This window comes from Bacillus cereus group sp. Bce041, from assembly GCF_052646455.1.
Map to the genome: position 1 here is coordinate 105,730 of NZ_JBQXON010000005.1, position 25,889 is coordinate 131,618.

Here is a 25,889-nt window from a genome sequence, read left to right on the forward strand (position 1 = left end):
AAACACTCGCCTTACAATTCCTTACTACATAATATATAGTACAACTTTCATGCGTAAACACTTTACGTCAAACGAGAGAAGCCTTTTTAGAAAGGAGAATTTAAAATCGATACTATAAGCAATGAATTTCTAAAACAATATTACGATAGCCTTGTGTGGTTAAAAGATACACATTGGTTTGGAGTTCCAATCTGTAAACTTCCCTCTGATCTCTTTTTGTATCAAGAAATCATTTATGAATTAAAGCCCGATTTAATTATTGAATGCGGGACTTTTCACGGTGGTAGTGCACTGTATTTAGCTTCTATGTTAGATTTAATTGGAAAAGGTCACGTACTTACTATCGATATAACTCCGCAGCCAAATCGGCCATCACATAATCGGATTACGTATTTAACAGCATCTTCTGTTTCTGTGCAGGCCATCCAAACAATAGTAAGCATGCGCAAACCTGATGATGTGATTTTAGTTATTTTAGATTCTGATCATAGTAAAGAGCATGTATCCAAAGAACTCTTACTATATAAATCTATCGTCACTACTGGCAGTTATATAATTGTAGAAGATACCTCCATTAATGGAAATCCGCTTCTTCCCGATTGGGGTCCTGGCCCGATGGAAGCTGTGGATGAGTTTTTAACTAAAAATAATAACTTCATAATCGACGAGTCTAAACATAAATTTTTCATATCATTTAATCCAAAAGGTTTTTTAAAGAAAATAAAGTGAAACTTTAATAAGTGGGGTTTTGCTCATCCCCCCACTTATTCTATCATTTTCATTTTTGAAAATGGATAATATACAAATTCCACCTTGCCAATTATGTTATCTTCTTCAATATATCCTAAGCCATTGCGACTATCTCTACTTACTTCGCGGTTATCTCCCATTACAAATAACTTATTTGGCGGAATTTTTGTCTTTTGAAAGTTATAAAACACTTGTGTGTTGTTAAATAAATCTTTGTTCGTATATGGTTCTTCTTGTTTTTTATCGTTCACATATACCTTTCCGTTCGTTATGTTAATTACATCACCCGGAAGCCCTATTACACGTTTCACATAATATTTCGATTCATCCGCTTCCTTTATAATGACAATTTCTCCGTGTTGTAAATTAGAAAGACGTACTACCGCTTTATTTACAAATACGTAATCTTCTTCATATAAAGTCGGCTGCATCGATTCCCCTTCCACTTTACATAAAGTAAAAGAATGGTAGCCTATTACCATCACCAATATAAATAGTATGTACTTTCCCCAGCCTCTCTTAATTTCCTTTTTCATATCCATTCCCACCTTATAAAGCGCTTTTTAACTCAAAAAATATATCACTGCACAATATGTTTCCATGCAGTGATACTATTTTTATTGTGCTTTGTTCGGTTGTTCTACTGGAATTGAATTTGCATTTGATCTATTTGTTTTTAATTCAAAATACGCATCCAAAATCTCTTTACCAATGGCAGAATTAATTCCTGATTTATCATCATTCACCCACGGCACAACAACTGAAAAAGCTACTTCCGGATCAGCATCATATGGCGCATAACCGGCAAGAGTTAAATTATAACATTTTTTTCGGTTGTTGTTCTCATCTCTTCCAATATCACTTTCTCCACCATATACTGTCTCAGCTGTTCCTGTTTTTCCCGCTGGTTTATATGGTAAACCTTTAAACGTTCCGGTACCTGTTCCGTCAGCCTCTTGAAAAACTCTTCTAAATCCTTCTTTTACATGATTAATGTACGAAGTATCCATATCCACTCTATTTAATACAACTGGTTCAATCGACCGAACGACTTTTCCTACATCCTCTGGTCTATTCGGTTGCTCTCTAACTTCTTGTACAATTTGTGGTTTCATTCGGTAACCGCCATTTGCAATGGTTGAAATATATTGCGCAAGCTGAAGCGGCGTATATGTATCATACTGTCCAATCGCGTAATCAAGTAAAAATCCGGGTATGTTATCAGTTCTACCTATTTGACCGATTGATTCATTTGGCAGGTCAATACCAGTCGACACACCTAGGCCAAATTGTCTAAAATAGTAGCGCATTTTATTAAATGTTTCTTGTTTAATGTCCAATGGATTGTTTGGGACATAATTAATGCCTGCCATTTTTAAAGCTGTATTAAACATATAAACGTTCGATGACACTTGCAAAGCTCTTAAATCATCAATATCTCCAAATTCTTTCCACGATTTCTTCGGCTTAGAACTTCCTTTAAAATACATTGGCGCATCAAAGAAATGTGTATACGGCTTAATCGCTTCTGTTTGATATCCAGTTAATAAAGTAGCCCCTTTTACAGTTGACCCTAACTCATAAGAACTTGTCATCGTTCCTAATGCATAATCTTCTATTTGCATCCCGCCATCTTTATTTACAATTTTCTTTCCTGCCATTGATAAAATTTGACCGTTTTTCGGATTCATCATTACTACGAACGCACGATCCATCATCGGCTCTGCAGCATGAAAGGCTCGTAAATTCTTTTCAAGGCTTCCCTCTACTCTTTTCTGTAAATCCATATCGACTGTTAACATCAAGTTATTTCCACTTTTTCCTTCAGTCACTTTTTCTGTTCGAACAATCTTCCCTGTTTTATCCATAATATTTTTAGACTGTTCTTTCGTTCCATGTAGTGCATCTTCGTATTGTTTTTCGATGTAACTTTTACCAATACGGTCGTTTCGATTATAATCACGAACTAAATAATAATCTAATTGTTCTCTTGGCAACCCCTCATTTTCATTAGAAACGCTACCTAGTATAGAGCGCAGTATTTTATCATTTGGGTATTCACGTTCCCAATCTACTGTTGTATCTACCCCTGGTAAACTTGCCAACCTTTCACTAACGACAGCATATTCATTTTGACTTACATCTTTTTTAACGATTTGCGGCGTCATTTTATATCCCGCATTCATTTTGCTTTTAATTACTAATACTTCTATATCTTCCTTTGAAAGCTCATTTAATTCTTCTTGCGTAATTCTTTCCCGGCGCAGTTCTTCTACTTTTTTATCTAACTCTTTTCCTTCTATTTCTTGCTTTCTAAATTTACTCTCATCTTCTTTTGTTACTTTCGCCGCTGCCCGCTTTTCATTTAACTGCATCCAAAAATCTTTCTTATCTGTCTCTGTTAACTTATCCATGTCCTCTTGCGACATTTCAATTAGCTTAGCTAAATCTCTTGCTACTTGTAAAACTTCTTTCGAGTCTACTCCTCTCATTTTCGTATATGTAACGGTTCGTAATGGTTTATTATTTACAATAACGTGACCTTGCCGATCAAACATTTTCCCTCTAGGAACGGGAGTGCTTACCGTTACATCTTCCTTTTTATTTACTTCATTTCTATACGTTTCTCCATCAATGATTTGTACTTTACCTAATTGAATTATAATAGCTGAAAATAAAAGAAAGACAATAAAAAATAGTACATTTAACCGAAATGGAATATGAGTCTTTTTCTTTTTCGATTGTTTTTTCTGCTCCTTTTTCTGTCTCATTTCGCTCCCTCGCTTCATTCTATTAACATTTCTACGCAAAATCATTATGTATCAAATTTATTTATATGATATATATAGAATTTTATATTAATTATAAAAGAAATAAAAGATTTAATTTTCAGTTTTTTTCTTTTACATCCTATTTATTACCATTCCCTTAATGCAAAATAACATGAATATTATTCTAAAAGAAAAATGGGGCAAATTGATTTTTATAAATTATAGAGATGTTGTTACTACATTATCAAAATGTTTTCATATGGCTTAAAACAGCGATAACTCAAATAAAAAACTGAGGCAGATACCTCAGTTTTTTCGATAACTTATTTCATTGAAGATAACCCTTCAACAAACTCACCAATCTTATTTTGAAAAACAAAATCAAAGTTATATTCCTGCCCTGTTAACTCTTCATTTACTAAAATAGTTGTTGCTCCTACTTCCCTCTTTGCGATTTCCGGGAATGAAGCGACAGGTTGTACTTTTAATGACGTTCCCATAACGAGAAGTACACCTGTTTCATATAAACGTTTCATCGCATTTTGATATTGCGGCAGTGTATCTCCGTATAAAACAACATCTGGATTTAAAATAAAATTACACTTCTCACAGCGCGGTACTTCATGATTAATCATATACTGTAAATCATAGCCTGATTTACATTTTGGACAATGTGTTGTTTGAAGTGTTCCATGTAAATCAATGACATGCTTACTGCCACCTAATTGATGTAAACCGTCAATATTTTGCGTTAAAATCGTAATATCTTTCCCTTGTTCTTCTAGCTCAGCTAAAAAGCGATGGCCACGATTTGGTTTATATTGATGGAACGTATTAATTTGAAAGATTTCTTTATAATGCTTCCAAAATTCTTTCGGACTTCGGTTATAGTACCCTCTTGATAAGTACATCTCCACATTCGCATCAGCATACAATCCATTTGCTGAACGAAAATCTGGAATACCACTTTCCGTACTTGCACCAGCGCCTGTTAATACTGTAATTTTCTTCGCTTTTTCTAAAATTGAACGTACTTCTTCAAATTGTTGCACAAAAATCACCTCTATGTATTTTCCTATTCTTATTATACCAGTTGTTTACAGGAGGTGTTGTACAATTCATTTTACTTAATGCGTTGCGCCCCCAACCTCTACAATATCTACTTCAACTGTCGTCGTTACTTCGATTGCCAATTCTATCCCCTTACTAATAGTAGAAAGTGACATACTTGGTTGCCCTGGATAATTACTCGCTTGTTCTGGTAAAAACGGAATATGAATGAATCCGCCTTTTATTTTCTTATCATGTTTCTCTAATTCATGCATAAGTCCATAGAATAAGTGATTACAAACGAATGTGCCTGCCGTCTGTGAAACAGATGACGGTATGCCCTCTCCGCGAAGTTTTTTAACAATGGCTTTCATCGGAAGTGTAGACCAATACGCAATCGCTCCTTCTTCTACAACCGGTATATCTACCGGCTGATTCCCTTCATTGTCAGCGATTCTTGCATCATCAATATTAATTGCAACACGTTCTATCGTAATGTCTGGTCTGCCCCCAGCTTGTCCAATGCATATAATAATTTCCGGCGCTAGTTCTTCTATATACTCTTTTAATACGCTTATTGATTTATGAAATACAGTTGGTACTTGTTTGCTTATTATCTTGTATTCTCCAATTGTTTTTTCATGCAAACCTTTTGCGACTTCCCAAGCTGGATTAATGCTTTCTCCGCCGAACGGATCAAATCCTGTTAATAATACTATTTTCATAGCTTTCTCCTCCTAATTAGAAACGATATACGAGACCGTACATTATAAACATATTTATGATGAATATTGAAAGAGCAATTGGTACTTGTGCTTTAATAACTGCATTTTTATCCTTTAGTTCTAAAAGCATTGCTGGTACGATATTAAAATTTGCTGCCATTGGTGTAAGCAGCGTTCCGCAATATCCAGCAAACATACCGAGTGCTGCCATAATTGCTGGGTTTCCGCCGTGCATTTGAACTATTAAAGGTAAGCCAATTCCGCCAGTAATAACAGCAAACGCTGCGAATGCATTTCCCATTACGACTGTAAATAGCATCATGCCTAAACAGTACGCCATAACAGCAACGAACGGATACTCTGTCGGTAACACTTGTCCGACTAAGTCTGAAACAACTTGTCCAACGCCAGACTTCGCGAATATACCGCCAAGTGCTGCTAACATTTGTGGTAAAATTACAGCCCAGCCAACAGCTTGTAATAGTCTGCTTCCTTCTTGTACAGGCGTTGTTATTTTTGATTTGGTAATACGCATCGCCGCGACGAATGCGAGTAATGCACCAAGCGCTAATGCAACTAATGTTACTTTATCTGGATCAACAAGAGAGACATTTCCCCATTTAATTTTCCCTAACGTTAACGTACCGATAATTGTAAAAATAGGAATTAATAGTGCAGGCATAAAAATTTTATTTTTTAATTTCTCAGCATGTTTCACACGTTCTTGTACTGGTACTTCTTTTTCCTCTGATTTTGTCACTTTATTTAGCGAGGCTAAAACGACCATAGTGAGCACTATACAACCAACGTAAAACGAAGGAATTATATTTCCGAATAAAAATGTAACTGCAAACAATGCCCAAAATAAACTAGAACCGAATCTGTTTGGATGTTCACGATCGAATGCGATACGAACAGCGATAAAGGCAACGATTATCCCTAATACATAATAGATTGTATCCATTGTGATGATGTTCATATTAGATTACCTCCTTCTCCTCTTTTTCTTCTGCCTTCATTGTTTTCTCTATATATTTATCAAACCTTCTAAATCTAATCCAGCTTACAATAAGTGCAGATATTGCTGTCGGAATGCCCCAAAGTGCCATATCCCATACACCGACATGCATACCTACTGAATCGAAGAATCCTTTCATTAATAAAATAGCACCAGTTGCGATGAAAATATCTTCTCCGAAAAACCAAGCTGTATTTTCCGCAGCAGCTGCGTTTGCTTTAATCTTTTCTCTTAATTTTCCAGGAAGTTTACCGTATTTACCTTGCGCGGCCCCTTCTGCCATCGGTGCAACGAGCGGCCTTACTGTTTGCGCATGCCCACCAATATTAAGCCCTAGTGCTGCTGACGATTCTCTTATCGTAAAATATGACATTAATACTCTTCCAGTTGTTGCTCCTTTTGATTTCGTTATAAGTGCTTCGGCTCTTTCTTTTAAACCGTAACGCTCTAAAATTCCGATTACCGGTAAAGTTAATATAATTGGCATAGACATATATCTATTTTCTATGAAAAATTTACCGAACATGCTGATCACATCATAAAAACTTAATCCTGAAACCATACCAGTAACAATACCTGCAACCATAACTACTAAAAGTGTATTTAATCTAAATAAAAATCCCACTGCAACAAGTAGTATTCCGATTAATTTAATCATTTTTAGCACTTCCCCCTATTTTTTATTTCGGTGCACAAATAGAAACACCATTAAGTTTGAATGTTCTGTATATTTTCTCTGCAAATTGCACTGCTTTCTCCCCATCACCGTGTAAACAAATTGTTTGCGCCTGAACTGCTACTTTCTCTCCATTGACCGCATTTACATGGCCTTCTTTCACCATTTGAAGTACTTGCTTTATCGCTTCGTCTTCATCTTTTATAAGCGCATTTTCTTCTATACGACTCGTTAATGTACCATCTTGCTTATATGTACGATCCGCAAAAGCCTCTTGTACGAGAGTTACTTTGTATTTTTCTGCAGCCTGTATAAACGCCTCGCTATTTGCTAATCCGTAAAGCGATAGACTTGGATTTATATGATAAATTGCCTTTGCAATTGCATCTGCAATTTCCGGATTAGACGCCGCCATATTATATAAGGCACCGTGCGGCTTTACATGCTGCATTTTTCCGCCTGCCGCTTTTACAAATGCGTCTAATGCGCCTGTTTGATATAAAACATAATCGTATACTTCACTTGCTGAAACATTCATGTTTCTTCTACCAAATCCAATTAAATCAGGAAATCCAGGATGCGCCCCTATTGCTACGTTATGCTCCAAACCTTTTTCAACAGTTTGACGCATAACAGACGGATCACCTGCATGAAAACCGCAAGCAACGTTTATAGAGGAAACGAACGGAAGAATTTCATCATCATTCCCCATTTTATAAGCGCCAAAACTTTCTCCTAAATCACAATTCAAATCAATTGTAGTCATGATATTTCCCTCCTGCTCTCAGCTTCGTAAAGCGATGAATTTCTTTAATAGATTCCTATTTACTTCTTGTTCTATGTACAATTGTTCCGCTTCTTCAAGCGTAATTTTCTCAAAAGAAACATAGTCCCCCGGCTTTAGCTGGGCAAGAAGAGGTAAATCTACTGAAATGATATTTCCCATTCTCGGATAGCCACCTGTCGTTTGCCTATCTGCCATTAATATAATCGGCTGTCCACCATTAGGAACTTGAATGGTTCCAAATGTAACAGGACTCGATAAAATCTCTTTTTCTTCAATCCTATTTAAAACTTCTCCCTCAACCCTATAGCCCATACGGTCAGCATAATTAGATACCTTATACTCTTTCGTAAAAAATGCCTTTCTACTTTCTTCTGTAAATTGATCGTATTCAAAGTCAGCTATGACACGAAGCTTAGGATGTTTCTTATACTTTGGTAGTACACTGTTGCTAATTGCCCATTTCGTTTTTATACGCTCATCTTTTTGTAAGTCTTGAATGAAACGATTCGCCATTTCTGGTTGTGCACCAATTTGGAAGTAGTCACCCTTTTTCAGCATTCTTCCTTCTATACCACCAATCGCAGCACGTATGTACGTACTTTTGCTTCCCATTGTACGCTCAATATGTATTCCACCCGCAAAGGTCACATACGCTCTGCAACCACTTTTCACTTTTCCAAAACAAAGCATACTACCTTCTTCCGCTAAAATTGGACGCCATAACGGGATACGCTCTCCATTCAATAACGGTTCCATATCTGCTCCGCCAATCGCAAGTAAAGTCGTTTTCTTTATTAACAATTTAGGTCCCATAATCGTCATTTCGAGTCCCGCTTCATTCTCTTCATTACCAACTAACATATTGATCATCCGAAGCGCACTTTGATCCATTGCACCGCCAACGGGTACACCGTATTGTTGATAATGAGATCGCCCTAAATCTTGGACTGTTGTAAACATTCCCGCATGCAAAACTTCTACATCCATTCTTTAACCCCCTCAAGTGATACGTACTCTTCCTTCGTTATTGGAATAAATCGTAAATACATACCACTTTGAATATATGTTGGTATTTCTTCTTCCGGATTAAATAATGAAATAGGAGTTCGGCCGATAATATTCCATCCTCCTGGTGTTTCAAGCGGATATATACCTGTTTGATTTCCGCCAATACCTACTGAACCAGGAGAGATTTGTAACCGTGGTGTTTCTTTTCTAGGTGTTTCTAATTCTTTTGAAAGTCCTCCTAAATACGGAAATCCTGGTGTAAAACCTAGCATATATACAAAATATGTAGTTTCACTATGTATTCGAATCACATCTTCTACTTGTAAACCGTGATAATGCGCGACCTCTTCTAAATCAGGTCCATATTCTCCCCCGTAGCACACTGGTATAGAAATATGTTTCACATTCTGTTTTACTTCTTCTTTATAAGAATCACACAGTTCCTTTATATACTGGCGAACGTAATCATGTGACCTTTCACTTCTCTCATTTCCCTTCCATACTTCGTATACATTGTAGTAAACAGCTAATGAAGTAAACGACGGAACGCACTCTATCATTCCTGCAAACGGATGTTGCTGCAGTGCTTGAAATAACCGCTGTACTTTCTCATATATATCCATCTTAATTTCTTCACCAAATGTAACAATAATTGCTTGATCCCCTAACGCAGAAAATTTCATCCTACTCCCTCTTTCTATGCCAAAAAGCCGAGTTCTTTCGAAATACGATGCGCTGTTTCTTTCACCTTCGCAATAAAATATGAAATGTTACTTTCGCTGTACTCAATTGCTAATCCCGAAATACTAATGCCTGCTACAACCATTCCACCGCTCGCAAAAATAGGCGCTGCTATAGCTGCTGTATGATTTTCTAACTCAGAGTAGCTAATTGTGTAGCCTTCCTTTTTTGCCATTTGCAACACTTCTAACAATTGTTCCTTATCCACGATTGTTCCATCTGCAAACTGTTTTAAATTCACTTCCTCTATGTATCTCCGTTTCTCTTCCTCAGAGAAATACGATAGTAAAATTCTTGGACATGCACCAGCATAAAGCGGTGCTCTTCTTCCAACCGCCGTATACACGCGTACTGGCTGAACACCTTCCATCTTTTCAACATAAATTGCGTCATTACCATCTTGAATTATTAAATTAACTGCCTGTCCTAAACTATCTCTAAGTTCTTTCATATAAGGAATTGCTATATTTCTTACTGATAATCGTTGTGAAACAAGTTGACCGAACCGTAAAAATACGACCCCTAAACGATATTTCCCCTTTTCGTTTTTTTGTAAAAACTCCATCTCTTCCAACGAGCCAATTAAACGATAAACAGATGTTTTCGGCATATTTGTAAGCTGAACCATCTCAGTTAAACTTAGCTCTTCATGCTCATAAAACAACTCTAAAATATCCATTGTCTTAACTGCCGTTTTATTTATACTCATTCTATCTCCCTTTCGTTCCGAATTATGGAACTTAAATTCCGTTTTTCGAAACAAACATATAATTTAAAATTATAAAATATTCTTTCAATTCAATCAATAGATTTTAAGCAAATAAAAAAGTATGGAAGAATGCCTCTCCCATACTTCACCACACTTTATAACGCTCTTACTTGTTCCAACGGCCAGAAAACAGCTTGTCCTTTTCCGACGATTTCATCTTCTGAAATAAAGCCAAACATGCGACCATCCTTAGAAACTTCACGATTATCCCCTAAAACAAATACTTGGCCTTCTGGCACTTTCGTTTTCCCAGTGATTTGTTCTAACGTAAAGTCTGGAGTTAATACACGGCCTACTGCTTTTTCTTTAAACTGTTTTAAATATGGTTCTTCCATCGCTTTGCCGTTTACATATAAAACATCATTTTTATACTCAACTGTATCGCCTGGCAAACCAATTACTCGTTTTACTAAATCATATCCTTCTTTTCCGTGGAAGACGATAATATCAAAGCGATCTAATCCACTTATACTATAACCAATCTTATTCACGAGAACTCGTTCGTTATTTTTTAAAGTGGGCATCATTGATTCACCTTGCACTAAAGAAGGTGTAAATAAAACACCGCGAATAATAGCAATTAATACAAGGGTAAAACCTATCGTTTTAGCCCAAGAGAATAATTCTTTCTTCGTATTTTCCTTCATCGTTTCTCCTCTTTCTTAAGCACTTATTTTATTATTTCAACTAATTCTTGTACTAAATTAGGATCTATTTCAGAAAAACATGATTTCCCTTCTCTTACCGCTGTACCGACATGCGCCTGCTTGATTCCAGTTTCATCTAGCAATCGCTTTATATTTTCTTTCGTCACGCCAGCTCCAGCTACAAGCTGAATTTGACCATCACTTACCTTTTGCATTTCAGTAAGCACCGGAATATTCTCTACTATATTTCCTTGTCCACCTGAAGTTAGAACGTGAGTCACTTTATGAAACTTCTTTAAAGTGTTCATTGCTTCTACTGGATTTTCTATATCATCTATCGCACGGTGGTACGTTACATTTATTCCATCTACAACAGATAGTAAATCCGCTAATTTCTCTTCATCCACTTCATTTCGTTCGTTTAATACGCCTAACACTACACCAGCTGCTCCTAACTTCTGTGCAACTATAATATCTTCTTTCATCATTTCAATTTCTTCTTCCGTATATGTAAAAGACTTCGCATGCGGACGAATCATAACATGAATTGGTATACTTACCGCTTCTACCGCTTTTTTTATAAAAGCATAACTCGGTGTTAAACCACCTTCTGTATAAGATGAAATTAATTCAATCCGCTTGCCGCCAGCGCTTTCAATTCGTTTTACATCTTCTAAACATGTTGCAATAACCTCTAGCATGAGATGACCTCTTTTCGTGCTTTTTTCTTATTATAACATTAGTAAAAATAAGAAGCCTAGCTTTCTCCTTTAAAACTTAAAAAAGAAGAATGAAAAGAAAGATTTTTTTATTGGCAACAATTATTGGTAACATCCTATTATTCATGTACACTCCTACCATAATGAAAAAACCCGTCATTTTGACGGACTTTTCTAATTTCAAGCTTTTCTTTCCTCAGTTTTCATATCAATGCCTAATTGATCTTCCAATAACTTTACACCTTTCTTTGTAAGATGGACAGCTCGGTTCTTATCCGTTTTCGTAATCCATCCCTGTTCAAAAAGCAGTTTTGCAATTGCAGACCCTAACCAACCAGAAATATGGTAACGCCGTTCACTCCAATCAAGGCAAGGTTTTGCAAATACCCTCCTTTTTGTATCTGCCTCATCAACATTTATTCCAAAATTCAGAAACCATTCCTTACCTTGTTCCGTTACAATGTATTCTCCACCCTCTAAAATTATAAATTGCCTATCTAGTAATTTTTCAGTTATCTCTACACCGAGTTTACCTGCAAGATGATCATAACAAGTTCGAGCATAACGAATTTGTTTTAGTTGGCTTGATTGTTTTAAAGAGCGAACTTGAACTGTTGGTGCAATTGTCCCTAACTTTTCAAGCACTTCTGCAACTTCTTGATTAGCAAGTCGATAGTAACGATGTCTACCATGTTGTTCAACTGTAAGTAAATTCCCTTCTACTAATTTAGAAAGATGCGAACTAATTGTTGGATGTGACACTTTTGCCATATAAGCCAATTCACTAGCAGGTAGTGCCTGATTATTCATTAGACAATCTAAGATGATTGCTCTTGTAGGTTCAGCAATTAGTTTAGCTATATATGAGATATTCGGATATACATTCATATTTCGATGATACCCTAACTATTAAATTGATACAATTATTTTAAGTTTAATAGTAAAGGAGAATGTATTATGAATGCAATTGATCTTAGTATATTAAATTTAAAAGAAACGAGAAGGCGCTCAGAAAAATTATGGAATTCTCTTCCCGATAATTTTCTTAATTGGAAGCCTGATCCTGAGGCTATGTCCTTTGGTGAAATGATTCGTCACGTATGGAGCTCAACTTTTTACTATCATATGATTATAAAAAACAACGGTTCAATAAACGACATACGTACCCCGTATGATGACGAGCCAATTACTTGTGTAAAAAAAGAAATTGAATTGGCACAATCACACTTTACTGACTTCATAGAATATGTTCAATCAATAAGCATAGCCGAGCTAGATTCAAGACTTATTGATAGAAGTGATGTTGGCTATCAACGATATTTAGGTGATATGCTATTACGAATTGCCTATCATGATGCGGTCCATGCGGGTCAATTTTTACAATATTTGCGAATGGTTAACTTGGAAAGACCTTTAATTTGGGATTAAATACGAAAAATGTTTATACAGCCTCCAAACTGGCATTACAATAAGAATTTTTCAACAAGAAACAATCACAACACCATGATAATCATTTATATTAAAAACCTACATCTCCATTAAGTACTTCATACACATAAAAAGCACGGGTTTGATTACTAATCAAACCCGTGCTTTCAAAACAACTATAATATCCATAAACAATAAAATGTAAACTTCAAAAATCACGACCGAAACGCCGCATCCGCCAGCATAGACAGTGTTGCATCATCCATCGGTGGATTATGCAGTCCTGCTCTGACGTTTAAATAGTAACGGTGAAGCGGATTTTTTTCTGATAAACTTTTTGCTCCTACGATGCGCATTGATTTATCCACTATAGATATCGCCGCATTTGTTACGGAGTATTTCACTGCCGCTAATTCTGCTTGCAGTGACAGTTTATCTTCTGCCTCATCGTATTTTTTCGCAATTTGATATAAAAAGACGCGAGCTTGCATAAGCTCGAGTTCTAATTCTCCAACTAATCTTCTAACATTCGGTAATAAACTAATAGAATGGTTTAAACTATTTGGTTTGTATGATCCCGCAAACTGAACTGCATAATTTCTTGCTGATTGTGCAATTCCTAAATAACATGCTGGTATATGTAGCAACCAGCCAATACCCTTTTGTTTCACATTCCCGCCCTTTATATCTGTAAAAAAGCGACTTTCTATCTCTACATTTTGTAAGACAAGGTCGTGGCTAGCAGTCCCTCGCATTGCAACGCTATCCCACGTTTCTTCAATAGATACACCGAGTGTATTTCTTGGAATAACAAACTCACCAACTTCTTCACGGCCTTCCATACTTGCTGAAATAATAAAATAATCAAGTACTGGCGCCATCGTTGTAAAAGTTTTTCTTCCATTTATAACCCACTTCTCGCCTTGTTGAACCGCTATTGTTTCTGGTTTGCCACCACGCGTTGGACTCCCTGTTTTCGGTTCTGTTGCTGCCCTGTTAAAGAGCGCACCATTACGTACTTCTTCGCAAAACCATTTGAACATCTCATCATTCCAAGAGCGATTTTCCGCTAACTCTTTCACAATGCCAAGATGCCAGCCAATCGATAATGCAGTAGCTCCGCAGCCTTCCGCGATTTTCTCTTGAAATAAAACGAAGTCATATAAAGAAATCGCACTACCACCAAATTCCTTCGGTAACGTTAATTTCGTATATCCGATATCTTTCAAATCATTTATATTTTCATACGGAAATGATCCTAATTCACTTAGCTGATGCTCCCTTTCCATGAACTTCGGGATCAATTTATTTATTTTCTCAATAATTAAAGACTGTTCTTCTGTTTCAACAAATGAGAGTGCCATACTATAATCTCCTTTATGCTCGATTCATAAACCGTTCATTTTGTCATTATGATTATATGAAGCTACCTCTCTATTGTTTCACTATTCCGATAAAAATACAATGTTTTTGACTAATAAGAAAAGTTCCTATTTAAGGATAGATCCTTTTCTTATATTAGTCCCCCTTCAATGCTTTTAACGGCAAAGAGGTTACATATCCAATATACGAGAATAATTCTTTAAAGAAGAATGGTATTTCTGTATCTAACGTTTTATATGCTGATGTCGGCGTTGGTGAAGCATATGCTTCAATATTAATATGTTTTGCGATTCTCATTGCGCGTTTCATATGAAGTGGATCACTTACAATCGTGTATGTTTGTATGCCGTTCTCTATTCCAACTTGCTTCGCATTCTTTAAATTTTCTTCAGTGAAAAGGGATTTTGTTTCAATTAAAATATCTTCCTCTTTTACACCTTGTTTCATTGCATATACTCTTGCAGTACGTGCTTCCTCAAGTTCTGCCTCGAACTTTGTACCACCTGTAAAAATAATCTTTTTAATATTTCCGTTCTTATATAAAGAAATCGCATGATTAATTCTTTCTTTAAATACAGGAGATGGTTTTCCGTTCCATGAAGCTGCGCCTAGTACGATACCAGCATCCGTTTTCACGTCATCATTTGCTTTAAAACGATAACTCCAAATATCGTAAGCTGCATAACTTACATATAAAATAGCAGAACAAATCATTAGTAAAAATACTTGAAAGATTCGTCTTTTCTTACTCTTCTTATTTTCTTTCATTTGTAATTGCCTCCGTACATCATCCATACTTCTATAAAAAACATTTATATCAAATCGTTTTGTTTGAGTTTATTTAAAAGAAGGAACTTTACTTGTTATTTATGTATAAAAGGGTTTTCATTTAAAATTGAGGATTATCAATTCATTTTCATTTGCGGTTTTCATTACATTTTTTAAATTCATAAGTTTATTACCATACAACTACATTGTAACGAATTTTTTCTCAGAAGGGAACGATGAAACAAAAGGAATTAAAATAAAGTAGCATTTTGTAAGAAAAAAGGTATATTTTTCATGTCTCACGAACAATATACCTTTCAAAACACGAATTATAACTTTTCTTTATACAACTCTAATTTTTCTAACAATTGTTCTTTTATGCCTGGCCATTCACTCGAGATAATACTGTACACCACCGCATCTCTCACATAACCATTCGGTAATTTTCTTTCATTTCTAAGCACACCCTCTTTTACTGCGCCTAATCTTTCAATTGCTCGTTGGGCTTTTTCATTTCTTGCATCCGTCTTAATTTGTACCCTAAGCATATGCAGTTTTTCAAAAGCATACTGAAGAAGCATATACTTACACTCTGTATTTATACTCGTACGTTGCACACTCGGATGATACCACGTTTGCCCTAACTCAACTGTCTTATCTTCTACTGAAATATTATATAACCGTGTACTTCCTACAATCTTATTCGACTGTTGATCTACGACTATGAAAGGTATTTGAGTACCTCTTCCGTAACCCTTTATTGCTTTTTGAACGTATTGTTGCATATCTTGCACACTATCCATTTTAGAGATTAAATACGCCCAAATATCCCGATTTCCTTCTACAATCGAAAACAAAGTTTCGACATCAATATTATCCATTAACCGCAACTTTGCTCTTTCGTGAATAATTTCCATTTTTAAGCCCCCTTTGTTGTTACTATAACATATCATTAACATAGTTTTATTAATATATATTAATAAATTAGCGACATAAACATATAGTACATCTAAAAATAAAAAATACGATGCCTTTATTCAAGCATCGCACTTATAATTTCACACTACCTACGCTTTTACGATAAATATTCATTTACACAATTTAGTAAACGCCATATATTCAGAACTTACATTATAGTTCAAAGCAACAAATAAGCAATCGGCGTAATAATAAGCAACGTTAAAATCGTTCTCTGCACATATAAAATAATAAGTTCAGATACTTTTAACGGAATATCTGTTGATAATATACAAGGAATGGAAGCGGAGAAAAACAAAATAGATGATACGGAAACAACTGCAATAACAAACTTTGTCACAAGTGGTGCATTAACTACTAATAATGACGGTAAAAACATTTCTGCAATACCAACTGATGCGGCTTTAGCAGCTAAGTCTGCTTCTGGTAATTGTAATAGCCATGTAAACGGATAGAAAATATAACTGATCCAATCAAATATTGGCGTGAACTTCGCTAAGACGATACCAATTAATCCTACTGACATAATGGATGGTAAAATTCCCATTGTCATAATAAATCCGTCTTTTAAATTCACTGCAATATTTTTCATAATGCTCGGTGCAGACTTTGATACTTCTAACGCATCTTCCCAAGCACGTTCTAACATTTTCTCTTTATAAACAGGCTCTGGGAACCCTTCTTCTGTTACATATGTATCTGGTTTTCTACTAAGGGGCGGGATTCTTACGGTGATAGCAGTCACGATGAATGTTACAACAAGTGTAGTCCAAAAATAAACATTCCATAAATGCATAATATCTAATGTTTTTGCGATGATGATCATAAATGTAGCGGATACTGTAGAAAATCCTGTAGCGATAATCGCCGCTTCTTTTGTCGTATACTTTCCTTCTTTATACACGCGGTTCGTAATAAGGAGGGCAAGCGAATAACTTCCAACGAAGGATGCAACTGCATCGATTGCCGATCTCCCCGGCGTATTCCATAATGGCCTCATAATCGGACGACAAAATGTACCGATAAATTCAAGCAATCCATATCCGACTAATAACGCTAAAAACGCCGAGCCAATTGGAACGAGCAAACTTACTGATATGACTAGCTTCTCATACAAAAACGGCCCAATATCTGGCGCAAAGAACCAAGCTGGTCCTACTTTTAAACAATATAATATGCCAAAAACAACGCCAACTACTTTTAAAATAGAAAAACAAATGTCTACGATAGATGCATTCCATTTCTTCGTATAAAATGGATAAATCGCACCAATCGCCATAACAAATAATGCATAATAAAGTACTACGCCAGGAACCGAAGCCCTAATCCACGATACGATATGATCAATCATAATAGACGATGCACCGTTTATCGTAACAGGAACGAAAAACATAAACACCCCAACGAGACTAGCAAGTATAAACCGAAGAATAATCCCCTTCTCTCGCCCTGTCTTAATTACATTACTCTTTAATTCAATTTCACTCAAAATTCGACACCTCCCATTATCTAAATATTCCGTATAATTATATTATATTCCTTCTTTCCATTTCTACTATTTAATCATATGAAAAAGCCTATTTTAAAATAGGCTTTTCTATTACCTCTCATAATCATCCACAATCACTTGAATGAAACGATACGATTCTTCTGCTACTTTTTCATTACTATCCCTATTCGCATCATATGTAATTAACGCCTTCCAAAGTGCCCATCCTCTCGCTCTATTCCACGTTTCTTCATCCATGCGTAATACTTCTTTAAATACATTTCTACTATTTTCATCAAAAAACGTCCACGCCATCGCTGCATCACAAGCAGGATCTCCTACACCTAAAATACCAAAATCAATTACAGCACAAAGCTTTCCATCTTTAACGAGTAAATTCCCTGGCGCTACATCTCCATGAACCCAAACTGGCTTACAATCCCATGTTGAACTAAGTGCTACATTCCAAAGGTGCTTTAATAATGCCTCGTCAAAAACATCCTTATTATTTTCAATAGCAACTCTCGCCTCTTCATCATATACAGATATAAGTCCACCTCGGTAAAAATTATGTGTTCCAGCTAAAGGTCCGTTACTCGCATTAATAGATTGCAATTCTACTAAAAATGATCCTAAATCCGCTGCAAATACATTTAAATCACGAATGTTTTGTTTCGTAACTGTTTCCCCCTCTATCCACTTATTAATAGACCAAGGCAATGGATACGCTTCAGAAGGATTTCCTTTCGCAAGTGGGGTAGAAATCGGTAAAGAAAGCCCCTTACTTAATAGTGGTAACCACTTATTTTCTTTCTCTACTTGCGGTGCATATGCCACATCACTTGGCAATCTTACACTCATCTCATCCCCTAAGTGAAACGTCCTATTATCATGCCCACTAAACTTTACAGGTTTCACTTCTAAATGAGCCCATTCAGGAAACTGTTCCTGTATTAACTTTTCAACTAAACTTACGTTAATTGGATGCATTCACATTCTCCTTTTCTTTTGAAACTTACTAAGCCCATCCGTACTTCCAACATATTCAAAACCATTTTTCTTATAAAAATCATTTAACGTACGATTATGTCCAACGCAATCTAACTTCAAATACTCTTTGTCATGTTGCACATTCTCTTCTATCCACTGTAAAATCCATTCGCCTATTCCATTTCCCTTGTACTTCCGTTTCACCGCAAATCTATGAATATATAATGAATTAGAAACTTCCTCTTTACCAAAAATATATTCATCCCATTCATTTTGTTTAGGAGATACTGTAACTGTACCGATAATTTCGTCTTCTTTCGTAACCACATATGTATATTTCTCTCTTATACATTCTAGTATTTCAGCTGTAGCCTCTCCGCCTAAGAGATACTGCCACTGATCCACTTCTTTATGTTGTAGCCACTGTGCTACTTCTTTTAATAAAATGATAATACTATCACTTTCATTTTCAGTAGCAATTCGAATTGCATATTCTTTACTTATATTTCTCTCCATATTGCCGTTCCCCTTTCAAATTGCTACCATACTGACAAACGCGTTCTACCGTCGTTTTCGTCTGTAACATATTTCACATAAAATCCTTGTTTCCGTGCGTTTTCATACATTAATTCAATCGCTTTTTGATCTTTCGCATAAATTTGTATGTATTGAGCATCCACTGCTAATACGATTAGCTCACACTTACTTTCCTTAAACTCTTCATATGTTTCAATATCTATCGCTTTTTCTCCTTTAGGATATGCTTTTAAATCTGCAAAAATAAGATAATATATGTTGTCTTTAACTAACTTTTTCAATGCTAACCCTTCCACTACACTTGGTTCTTCTGGAAATAATGCCTCATCCAATTCACCACGTGCTATTAAGTAGGACTGCTCATCCCTCACTCGCCAATCAAATACAGTAATATCAATTGGCTTTAATACTTTCCAAAGTAAATTATCATATTCATCTAGAATATCTACTGTAATCCCTCTTTTCATATGCTTGCTCCTAACTTATTCATTTTCGTTTCATACATTATATATCAAATGTAATTACTATATTTTGTCGATACATATGTACATCATAAAAAACCGCTCTACTACTAGCGAAACGGTTTCCTTCTGCTTACATTTAAATATTTCATTCAATTGTTGCACTACGTTTTAAAATATTTTTTAATATATGCGCCACATCAGTCGTTCATTCTTAATGCTCACTTCGACTTCACGAAGTAATATAAAAACCATACTGCATGATTTTGTTCATCCGCAGCTATTCTCCGTAACAACTCTTTCAAATGTGCATCCGATGTCTCATCTGAAATTTCCAAATAAAAATCTACTGTTTTTTGTTCATCTTGTATAGCGAACTCTAATCCTTGTAAATACGTATTTGGGCAGTCTTCAGTAATTTGTGGTTTTGGCTGCCTACCAGTTAAGTTCGTATAAATTTGTACAAAGTGGTGGAAATGCTTTATTTCATCATTACGAATTTCAAGAATTTGTTTTTGTTCTACTTGATTTGGAGCCATATTCGCTAATTTTGCATAGCAGCTTATAGCGCTATACTCTCCATTTATAGCTTTTTCAATATCACTAATTAACTTATCATTCTGCCTATACCAATCATAATAATTCGAATTATACATCATATCCCCCCATACTTTCGCTTAACATTTTATGCATTTAGAAATAGTAGGAGCCTGTGTATATAACGGGACGGCTTTAGATTGAAAGAAAAGTTTGAGAAAAGGGTCTATTTTGTAAAGGAATTGATTATGCATAAAATAATACTATTATATACTGTGGCTATAAACTCTCGTGGGAGTTGGAAAATAAATTCGCGAATTAACGAGAGGTTCAACATGATGCGGTGCGAAGCTATTATGAGTTCAGTGACATAACTAGGAGGTTCCACTATGCCATCTTTATTTAAAACTATGAAGTTCCAGCTAAAAACCGAACGACTTGACCTGAGTATGTGGAAGAAATCCGATTCAGTTTGGATGAGAAAATTAATTGGCGAACGTGGTGTGGACATGCCGACCCTTGAATCCGTTCGTAACCGGCTTATTGAGATGCGCAAGAAGGCAGACGAAAATGGTATTTCCCTTCTCACTATTCGAAGGAGAGACGAAGGTGATTTCATCGGATACTGTGGCTTAATTATCGGTCGTTCCACACTTGAAGAGCCGGAGATTGCATACGAGTTGTTCCGCAGCGCTCATGGTAAAGGTTATGCGACTGAGGCGGCATCTGTTGTACTGAACGCGGCGATTGCTACTGGGCGCCAAAGACTTTGGTCGACTGTAGGTGCTTGGAATATCGCTTCCCTCCGGGTACTAGAAAAGATAGGATTTAAGCGTCATCACAGTACGTGGGATGATGAACGTGGTGAGATTGTTTGGAATGTACGCGACCTCTAGAAATCTCGACTTAATTCTAAACTCTACACTTTTCAACAATCCGGCATTTACATTGAGAAAAAATCAAAAACAAGCCGTTTCACTAATTAGTGAAACGGCTTGTTTTTAAGCGTTCAATTCTGTTTTATGCCCTTTTATTGCACTATGTTTGAATGCAGTTGCTAATATAGTAACCATACTTACTATACCAATCCAAACGAGTACAGTAACAGGTGTATTCCAGCTTAACCCTTTTCCGAAGAAGAAGATTTCTCTTAGGCCTTCAATCATAAATTTCATTGGTAACCATGGATAAACCCAGTCTTGATAAAACGGAGACAACATCTCAGGTGCTAATGATAATAACGGCGCCCCGAAGAATAGTAATAAAGCGAATAAACCGATTCCTTTTAGCCCAACTAATGAAAGTACCGCGGATATCATTAAGAAGAAACTAAAAGAAGTAATGGATAAGAATAGAGCTGTATCCGTGAAGTTCGAAATATTTAACTCTACCATCCCATCTGCAATCCATGTAAGACCAAACCCAATTACAAGTGTCGCAATGGCTCCTGTTACGATGTGTTTTACTTTTAACAGAAAGTTTTCTTTTCTTGAGCTTACTGGCATTTTACTAATCGCAATAAAAATAATCGCTGCGCTAGCTAAACTTGCAATCCATAACGGCTGGAATAATGATATTGGTGAATTACCGTTCGCACTATTTTTGCCGACCTCATTCACATTTTTCACGTTCTTTACAATAGGTGTTACTAATTTCTCAGCTTGATCTGTTGTTACAGTAGCTCCTTTTGCTTTCAACCCTTCTAATATTTGTGTACGAACAGTATTGTTCATATTATCAACAGTCGCCTGTAATATTTGCCCTGCCATAGTTGATGCAGCCGTATTCATTCCTTGATTAATATATATTTCTATCTCGGGTGAAGATGGTTGCGGTGTTCGTAATGACGCTTGTTTTGCGCTAAATTCTTTCGGAATGACTAACGCTGCATAGTACTCTTTATTATTTAACCCTTTTTGAACTGCTTCCTTATTTTTCACTTCTACCCACTTTACCGCAGGTTCTCCTCCATCTGATTTCGATGATTTTTTCACCGTATCAACAATTGTTTGCTCTATATTCATTTTAGCTTGATTTGGAATTTCTACACCTTGATCCTCATTTACAATTGCAATTGGCAAGTTTTTCGGCTGAGGTTGAACGGTTGGAAATAATGTTAATGAAAAAATAAAAACTACAAGTAAGGCAATAACTGGTGATAACCATAAAAGTTTATTTTTAAACATTTTCTTTTCTCCTCCTATCATTTGATTTATAATAACCAACAACGTGTTGTTTATTTATATTTTGAATTATATGTTCGAGTTGAACCTTATACAATAATCAAAAATCGTGAATGTGTCGGTTATCATACACATTCTTGAAATGTGTTGGCTAAAATTAAGGAGGGATATGCTTTGCGCGATAATAATTTAGATTTGCGTGTTGTTCGTACAAAAACTGCCATACGAAATGCATTGGTGGAGCTAATTGAAGAAAAAGGTTTTGACGCCATTACAGTGAAAGATATTACAACGAAAGCAAACATTAATCGCGGTACTTTCTATGCGCACTATCAAGATAAATTTGATTTAATGACAAAATGCCAAGAAGACATTATGTACGAGTTTTCTAACATTGCTAAACAGAAATTCCCGGAAGTTATTGCTGATCTTGGATCAAATCCTTCTCCAACAATGCCATTTATACTTATCACTTCTATTCTTGAATTTCTAAATGAAAATAGTGATTTTATGAGAGCTGTACTAAGTCCGAAAGGAGATTTATCTTTCCAAACAAAACTGAAAGACTTTATGTGGAAAACATTATTTGAAGATACGAATGGGGCTCTCATTAATAAGGAGAATTTACTTGTTCCAAGCAAATACTTAACTTCTTATATGGCATCTGCACATATAGGTGTCATCCAGCAATGGTTAAATAATGGACAAAAAGAAACACCTGAGGAGATTGCTCGTATTTTATCAACAATCGCCGTTCATGGACCTTTTTATGCGGCTGGTTTAAAGAAATGAGTTGTTGCAAAATAAAAGATCATCCACTATTTATAGCGGATGATCTTTTATTTCATTACAACACTTCAATATACCCTTCTGTTCCATGTACTCGTATTCGTTGCCCATCTTTTATTAATTTCGTAGCATTCTCTACCCCGACAACTGCTGGTAATCCATATTCACGTGCGATAACCGCTCCATGGGTCATCAGCCCGCCGACTTCAGTGACTAATCCTTTTATAGATACAAATAATGGTGTCCAGCCAGGGTCAGTAAACGCAGTAACTAATATATCTCCTTCTTCTAAATTCGCTTCTTCCATGTTTAAAATAACGCGAGCTCTTCCCTCAATCACTCCTGAAGAAACAGGCAGGCCTACAATCGCGTCAGCTGGAAGGTTTTCACGTTTATATTTACCTGTAATGATTTCTCCATCAGACGTCATTACACGCGGAGGCGTTAGTTTTTCATATAATTTATAATCATTTTTTTGTTTATGAATAATTTCGTAATCTAGTTTCTTCGTGCGAACAACTTCGTGAAGCTCTTCAAAAGTTAAATAGTAAATATCATCAACTTCATGAATAACACCGCTCTGCACAAGTTGCTCAGCTTCTTTCAATAACGCCTGCTTATATATGAAATAACGATTAATCATACCGTATTTTGGATATTCACGATAGCCAATAAAATTACGGATATTACGAATCATTCGCTTCGTTTCTTCTACTTTTTGTTTACTATCCGGCAAGTGCTGCAATCGGTCTAATAATTCTTCTTCTTTTTTTAAAGCTTCTTGCAGTCCTTCTTCAAACTTCCGCTTACTCGCACCATATTCAAAGTCTCTTATATTATTTAATATCATTGGGATAATGGTTGTTGGCTTCTCACTCCAGCGCGTTTTCGTAATGTCGATTTCTCCGCTACATCTCATTCCATATTTATTTAGGAAAGCAATGATTGTATCTCGAGCTTTTTCTCCGCCGTTATACTGAACAAGTTCATCTAAAAAGTTATCCTCTTCTACATGTTGTAAATACGCAATAACTTCTGGATACGGCCGAATCACATCAGCAACATCCATTAATGCTAGCCCCATTTCTGACGTAATATTATTTTGTACCGATTGAGAAAGCGCGTCTGCTACATTCTTTTCGCCTAGCCATTGCTCCATTTTTTCATTGATCCAAGCCGAAGCATTCATACCTGCCATAATGACCGCTATACTTTGCGGGTTAAATAATACTTTCTTTAATTGTTGAATGTCTTCTAAAATAAAATCAAGTACATCCACCCCTGATTTCGTTTGCATGTTTCGTTTTAACTCTTCGATTGATGCTTCACTATTCTTTATTAAATCTGTAACGATTGCTGGATCAATTTCGATTTCTGGTTGCGAACTTACTGGTGGCTTACTTTTACTAGCACTCTTTTCTTGTTCTTCATTCGGTAATAATTTAATAAAATGATCTCGCTCGATTATAGTCGTTAATGCATCTCTTACGAGTGGATCCGACTTCCCTAAAGTGTTTACTAAATAAGCTCTGCTAGCAGGTAAAGCTAATTGTTGCGTAGCATCTACAAACAGCCTTCCCCCCGCTTTGCGCATAGGAGCATTAGTCGTTAACAAGAAAAAGGATAACCCTAATGGTTTCATCGCATCGGTCATCATTTGTTGATGACCAACTGATATATACACATGGTTTCCCTCATCATTTTCTTCCGGAATTGGATATAAAGTCGTTATCGGACGACTTTGGACAATATAAAATGCATTATCAACTAAACACCATTCAATATCTTGCGGACAGCCAAAATAAGCTTCAATCTGCCTTCCAATCTGTGCGAGTTGTAATATTTGTTGGTCAGATAGTGTTTGAATTTTTTGCTGAACCGGATCATTCTGTTTCGTCTCAGTTCCGCCCTCTTTTAAAGCATAAATAGCTAATTTTTTAGTTGCAATCATCTTATCGATGATTTCGCCTTCTTTTACTTTATAATTATCGGCAGTGACGAGTCCCGATACTAATGCCTCGCCAAGTCCAAAACTGGCATCGATTGATAACACCTTCCGGTTAGAAGTAATCGGATCAGCGGTAAATAAAATTCCTGAAGCCTGCGGGAAAACCATTTTTTGAACAACAACACATATAGAAACTTGATTATGTTCAAAACCATTTTGCATACGGTACATGACTGCTCGCTCTGTAAATAAAGAAGCCCAGCACTTTTTTACATGCTGTAAAATTGCGTTTTCTCCGATAATATTTAAATACGTATCTTGTTGACCAGCAAACGAGGCATACGGTAAATCTTCAGCCGTCGCACTAGAGCGTACGGCATACGCATGTTCATTTCCAAAGCGTGAGAGATAATGAGCTACTGATTCCACTACATCAGAAGGGATTTGTACCGCCATAATGGCTTCTCTAATCTTCTTGCTGATTTCACCAATTCGAACTCGCTCTTCACGTTTCAACTTTGTTAGCTGTTGCAACAAAGTTTGAAGACCTTCATTTTGCTCGATGGCCTTTTCATATCCTGCCGTTGTAACACAAAAACCTTCTGGCACTTGTATCCCTTGCATGTTAGATAACGCCCCTAAATTCAAACCTTTTCCACCAACAAGTGAAAGCTGCATTTTTTCTATTTCTTGAAAATCGAGAACGAAAGAACTCATGTAACATCTCTCCTTACTAT

27 protein-coding genes are annotated in these 25,889 nt (G+C 36.1%); 4 read left to right on the forward strand and 23 right to left on the reverse strand.

Features of this window, described 5'->3' with window-relative positions:
• Nucleotides 1-105 precede the first annotated feature (105 nt).
• Entirely contained in the window at nt 106-729 is a 624-nt protein-coding gene (locus ACUN13_RS17430; protein ID WP_268258618.1) for a cephalosporin hydroxylase family protein, read from the forward strand.
• 35 nt (nt 730-764) lie between these two features.
• Here the strand turns inward: ACUN13_RS17430 and lepB (ACUN13_RS17435) are convergent, their stop codons facing one another.
• The 13 genes from lepB (ACUN13_RS17435) to ACUN13_RS17495 all read right to left on the reverse strand — a co-directional run bounded on the left by lepB (ACUN13_RS17435) (nt 765) and on the right by ACUN13_RS17495 (nt 12,549).
• On the reverse strand, nt 765-1,286 hold the full coding sequence (gene lepB / locus ACUN13_RS17435; protein WP_016122761.1) for a signal peptidase I: 522 nt from the start codon (nt 1,284-1,286) through the stop codon (nt 765-767).
• An 81-nt stretch (nt 1,287-1,367) separates the two neighbouring features.
• Nucleotides 1,368-3,521, reverse strand: coding sequence for a peptidoglycan D,D-transpeptidase FtsI family protein (locus tag ACUN13_RS17440; protein ID WP_001249192.1), 2,154 nt, complete (start codon nt 3,519-3,521; stop codon nt 1,368-1,370).
• Between the two features lie 323 nt (nt 3,522-3,844).
• On the reverse strand, nt 3,845-4,582 hold the full coding sequence (locus ACUN13_RS17445; protein ID WP_257115448.1) for an NAD-dependent protein deacylase: 738 nt from the start codon (nt 4,580-4,582) through the stop codon (nt 3,845-3,847).
• Between the two features lie 66 nt (nt 4,583-4,648).
• Nucleotides 4,649-5,296: a pyroglutamyl-peptidase I gene (gene pcp / locus ACUN13_RS17450; protein WP_088351302.1), complete on the reverse strand. Its 648-nt coding sequence runs from the start codon at nt 5,294-5,296 to the stop codon at nt 4,649-4,651.
• Nucleotides 5,297-5,312: 16 nt separating this feature from the next.
• Nucleotides 5,313-6,275 carry a DUF979 domain-containing protein gene (locus ACUN13_RS17455; protein ID WP_001021647.1) on the reverse strand — a complete coding sequence of 321 codons (963 nt, stop codon included), beginning with the start codon at nt 6,273-6,275 and terminating at the stop codon, nt 5,313-5,315.
• Between the two features lies 1 nt (nt 6,276).
• A complete protein-coding gene (locus ACUN13_RS17460) occupies nt 6,277-6,972 on the reverse strand; it encodes a DUF969 domain-containing protein (protein WP_257115449.1) in 696 nt (231 codons plus the stop codon).
• Nucleotides 6,973-6,994: 22 nt separating this feature from the next.
• On the reverse strand, nt 6,995-7,756 hold the full coding sequence (gene pxpA, locus ACUN13_RS17465) for a 5-oxoprolinase subunit PxpA (protein ID WP_063536742.1): 762 nt from the start codon (nt 7,754-7,756) through the stop codon (nt 6,995-6,997).
• Nucleotides 7,757-7,774: 18 nt separating this feature from the next.
• Nucleotides 7,775-8,764, reverse strand: a complete 990-nt coding sequence (locus ACUN13_RS17470) for a 5-oxoprolinase subunit C family protein (protein ID WP_078421496.1) — start codon at nt 8,762-8,764, stop codon at nt 7,775-7,777.
• A complete protein-coding gene (gene pxpB / locus ACUN13_RS17475) occupies nt 8,755-9,468 on the reverse strand; it encodes a 5-oxoprolinase subunit PxpB (protein WP_098582845.1) in 714 nt (237 codons plus the stop codon). Before pxpB ends, ACUN13_RS17470 begins: the two co-directional genes overlap by 10 nt.
• 14 nt (nt 9,469-9,482) lie before the next feature.
• Nucleotides 9,483-10,235 (reverse strand): IclR family transcriptional regulator, encoded by a 753-nt coding sequence (locus tag ACUN13_RS17480; protein ID WP_063536745.1) that lies wholly within the window; start codon nt 10,233-10,235, stop codon nt 9,483-9,485.
• Nucleotides 10,236-10,390: 155 nt separating this feature from the next.
• Nucleotides 10,391-10,942, reverse strand: a complete 552-nt coding sequence (lepB, locus tag ACUN13_RS17485) for a signal peptidase I (RefSeq protein ID WP_000662501.1) — start codon at nt 10,940-10,942, stop codon at nt 10,391-10,393.
• 23 nt (nt 10,943-10,965) lie between these two features.
• On the reverse strand, nt 10,966-11,643 hold the full coding sequence (locus tag ACUN13_RS17490) for a copper homeostasis protein CutC (RefSeq protein ID WP_078421494.1): 678 nt from the start codon (nt 11,641-11,643) through the stop codon (nt 10,966-10,968).
• Between the two features lie 198 nt (nt 11,644-11,841).
• On the reverse strand, nt 11,842-12,549 hold the full coding sequence (locus ACUN13_RS17495; protein ID WP_257115450.1) for an ArsR/SmtB family transcription factor: 708 nt from the start codon (nt 12,547-12,549) through the stop codon (nt 11,842-11,844).
• Nucleotides 12,550-12,618: 69 nt separating this feature from the next.
• Here ACUN13_RS17495 and ACUN13_RS17500 point away from each other — a divergent pair, with 69 nt between their 5' ends.
• On the forward strand, nt 12,619-13,089 hold the full coding sequence (locus tag ACUN13_RS17500) for a DinB family protein (protein ID WP_000991272.1): 471 nt from the start codon (nt 12,619-12,621) through the stop codon (nt 13,087-13,089).
• A 215-nt stretch (nt 13,090-13,304) separates the two neighbouring features.
• Here the strand turns inward: ACUN13_RS17500 and ACUN13_RS17505 are convergent, their stop codons facing one another.
• From ACUN13_RS17505 to ACUN13_RS17540, 8 genes are all read right to left on the reverse strand, one after another.
• Nucleotides 13,305-14,453: an acyl-CoA dehydrogenase family protein gene (locus ACUN13_RS17505; protein WP_257115451.1), complete on the reverse strand. Its 1,149-nt coding sequence runs from the start codon at nt 14,451-14,453 to the stop codon at nt 13,305-13,307.
• Between the two features lie 154 nt (nt 14,454-14,607).
• Nucleotides 14,608-15,240 carry a YdcF family protein gene (locus tag ACUN13_RS17510; protein ID WP_000662215.1) on the reverse strand — a complete coding sequence of 211 codons (633 nt, stop codon included), beginning with the start codon at nt 15,238-15,240 and terminating at the stop codon, nt 14,608-14,610.
• A 329-nt stretch (nt 15,241-15,569) separates the two neighbouring features.
• Nucleotides 15,570-16,157 carry a GNAT family N-acetyltransferase gene (locus tag ACUN13_RS17515; RefSeq protein ID WP_000402578.1) on the reverse strand — a complete coding sequence of 196 codons (588 nt, stop codon included), beginning with the start codon at nt 16,155-16,157 and terminating at the stop codon, nt 15,570-15,572.
• A 221-nt stretch (nt 16,158-16,378) separates the two neighbouring features.
• On the reverse strand, nt 16,379-17,707 hold the full coding sequence (locus ACUN13_RS17520; RefSeq protein ID WP_257115452.1) for a YjiH family protein: 1,329 nt from the start codon (nt 17,705-17,707) through the stop codon (nt 16,379-16,381).
• A gap of 111 nt (nt 17,708-17,818) precedes the next feature.
• Nucleotides 17,819-18,697: an aminoglycoside phosphotransferase family protein gene (locus ACUN13_RS17525; protein ID WP_257115453.1), complete on the reverse strand. Its 879-nt coding sequence runs from the start codon at nt 18,695-18,697 to the stop codon at nt 17,819-17,821.
• Nucleotides 18,698-19,213 carry a GNAT family N-acetyltransferase gene (locus ACUN13_RS17530; protein ID WP_257115454.1) on the reverse strand — a complete coding sequence of 172 codons (516 nt, stop codon included), beginning with the start codon at nt 19,211-19,213 and terminating at the stop codon, nt 18,698-18,700.
• 23 nt (nt 19,214-19,236) lie between these two features.
• Nucleotides 19,237-19,701 (reverse strand): DUF2691 family protein, encoded by a 465-nt coding sequence (locus tag ACUN13_RS17535; protein ID WP_257115455.1) that lies wholly within the window; start codon nt 19,699-19,701, stop codon nt 19,237-19,239.
• 215 nt (nt 19,702-19,916) lie between these two features.
• On the reverse strand, nt 19,917-20,351 hold the full coding sequence (locus ACUN13_RS17540; RefSeq protein ID WP_000282827.1) for a ferritin-like domain-containing protein: 435 nt from the start codon (nt 20,349-20,351) through the stop codon (nt 19,917-19,919).
• A 270-nt stretch (nt 20,352-20,621) separates the two neighbouring features.
• On the opposite strand from ACUN13_RS17540, the gene ACUN13_RS17545 reads away from it, so the two are divergent.
• Nucleotides 20,622-21,128 (forward strand): GNAT family N-acetyltransferase, encoded by a 507-nt coding sequence (locus ACUN13_RS17545; RefSeq protein WP_257115456.1) that lies wholly within the window; start codon nt 20,622-20,624, stop codon nt 21,126-21,128.
• Nucleotides 21,129-21,233: 105 nt separating this feature from the next.
• On the opposite strand, the gene ACUN13_RS17550 is transcribed toward ACUN13_RS17545, so the two are convergent.
• A complete protein-coding gene (locus ACUN13_RS17550) occupies nt 21,234-22,418 on the reverse strand; it encodes a YhgE/Pip domain-containing protein (protein ID WP_257115457.1) in 1,185 nt (394 codons plus the stop codon).
• A gap of 171 nt (nt 22,419-22,589) precedes the next feature.
• Between ACUN13_RS17550 and ACUN13_RS17555 the strand changes: the two genes are divergently transcribed.
• The gene (locus ACUN13_RS17555) at nt 22,590-23,207 is read left to right on the forward strand and encodes a TetR/AcrR family transcriptional regulator (RefSeq protein ID WP_282613100.1); all 618 of its coding nucleotides are present in this window, start codon (nt 22,590-22,592) and stop codon (nt 23,205-23,207) included.
• Between the two features lie 55 nt (nt 23,208-23,262).
• On the opposite strand, the gene ppsA is transcribed toward ACUN13_RS17555, so the two are convergent.
• Nucleotides 23,263-25,869, reverse strand: coding sequence for a phosphoenolpyruvate synthase (gene ppsA, locus ACUN13_RS17560; RefSeq protein WP_257115459.1), 2,607 nt, complete (start codon nt 25,867-25,869; stop codon nt 23,263-23,265).
• Nucleotides 25,870-25,889 lie beyond the last annotated feature (20 nt).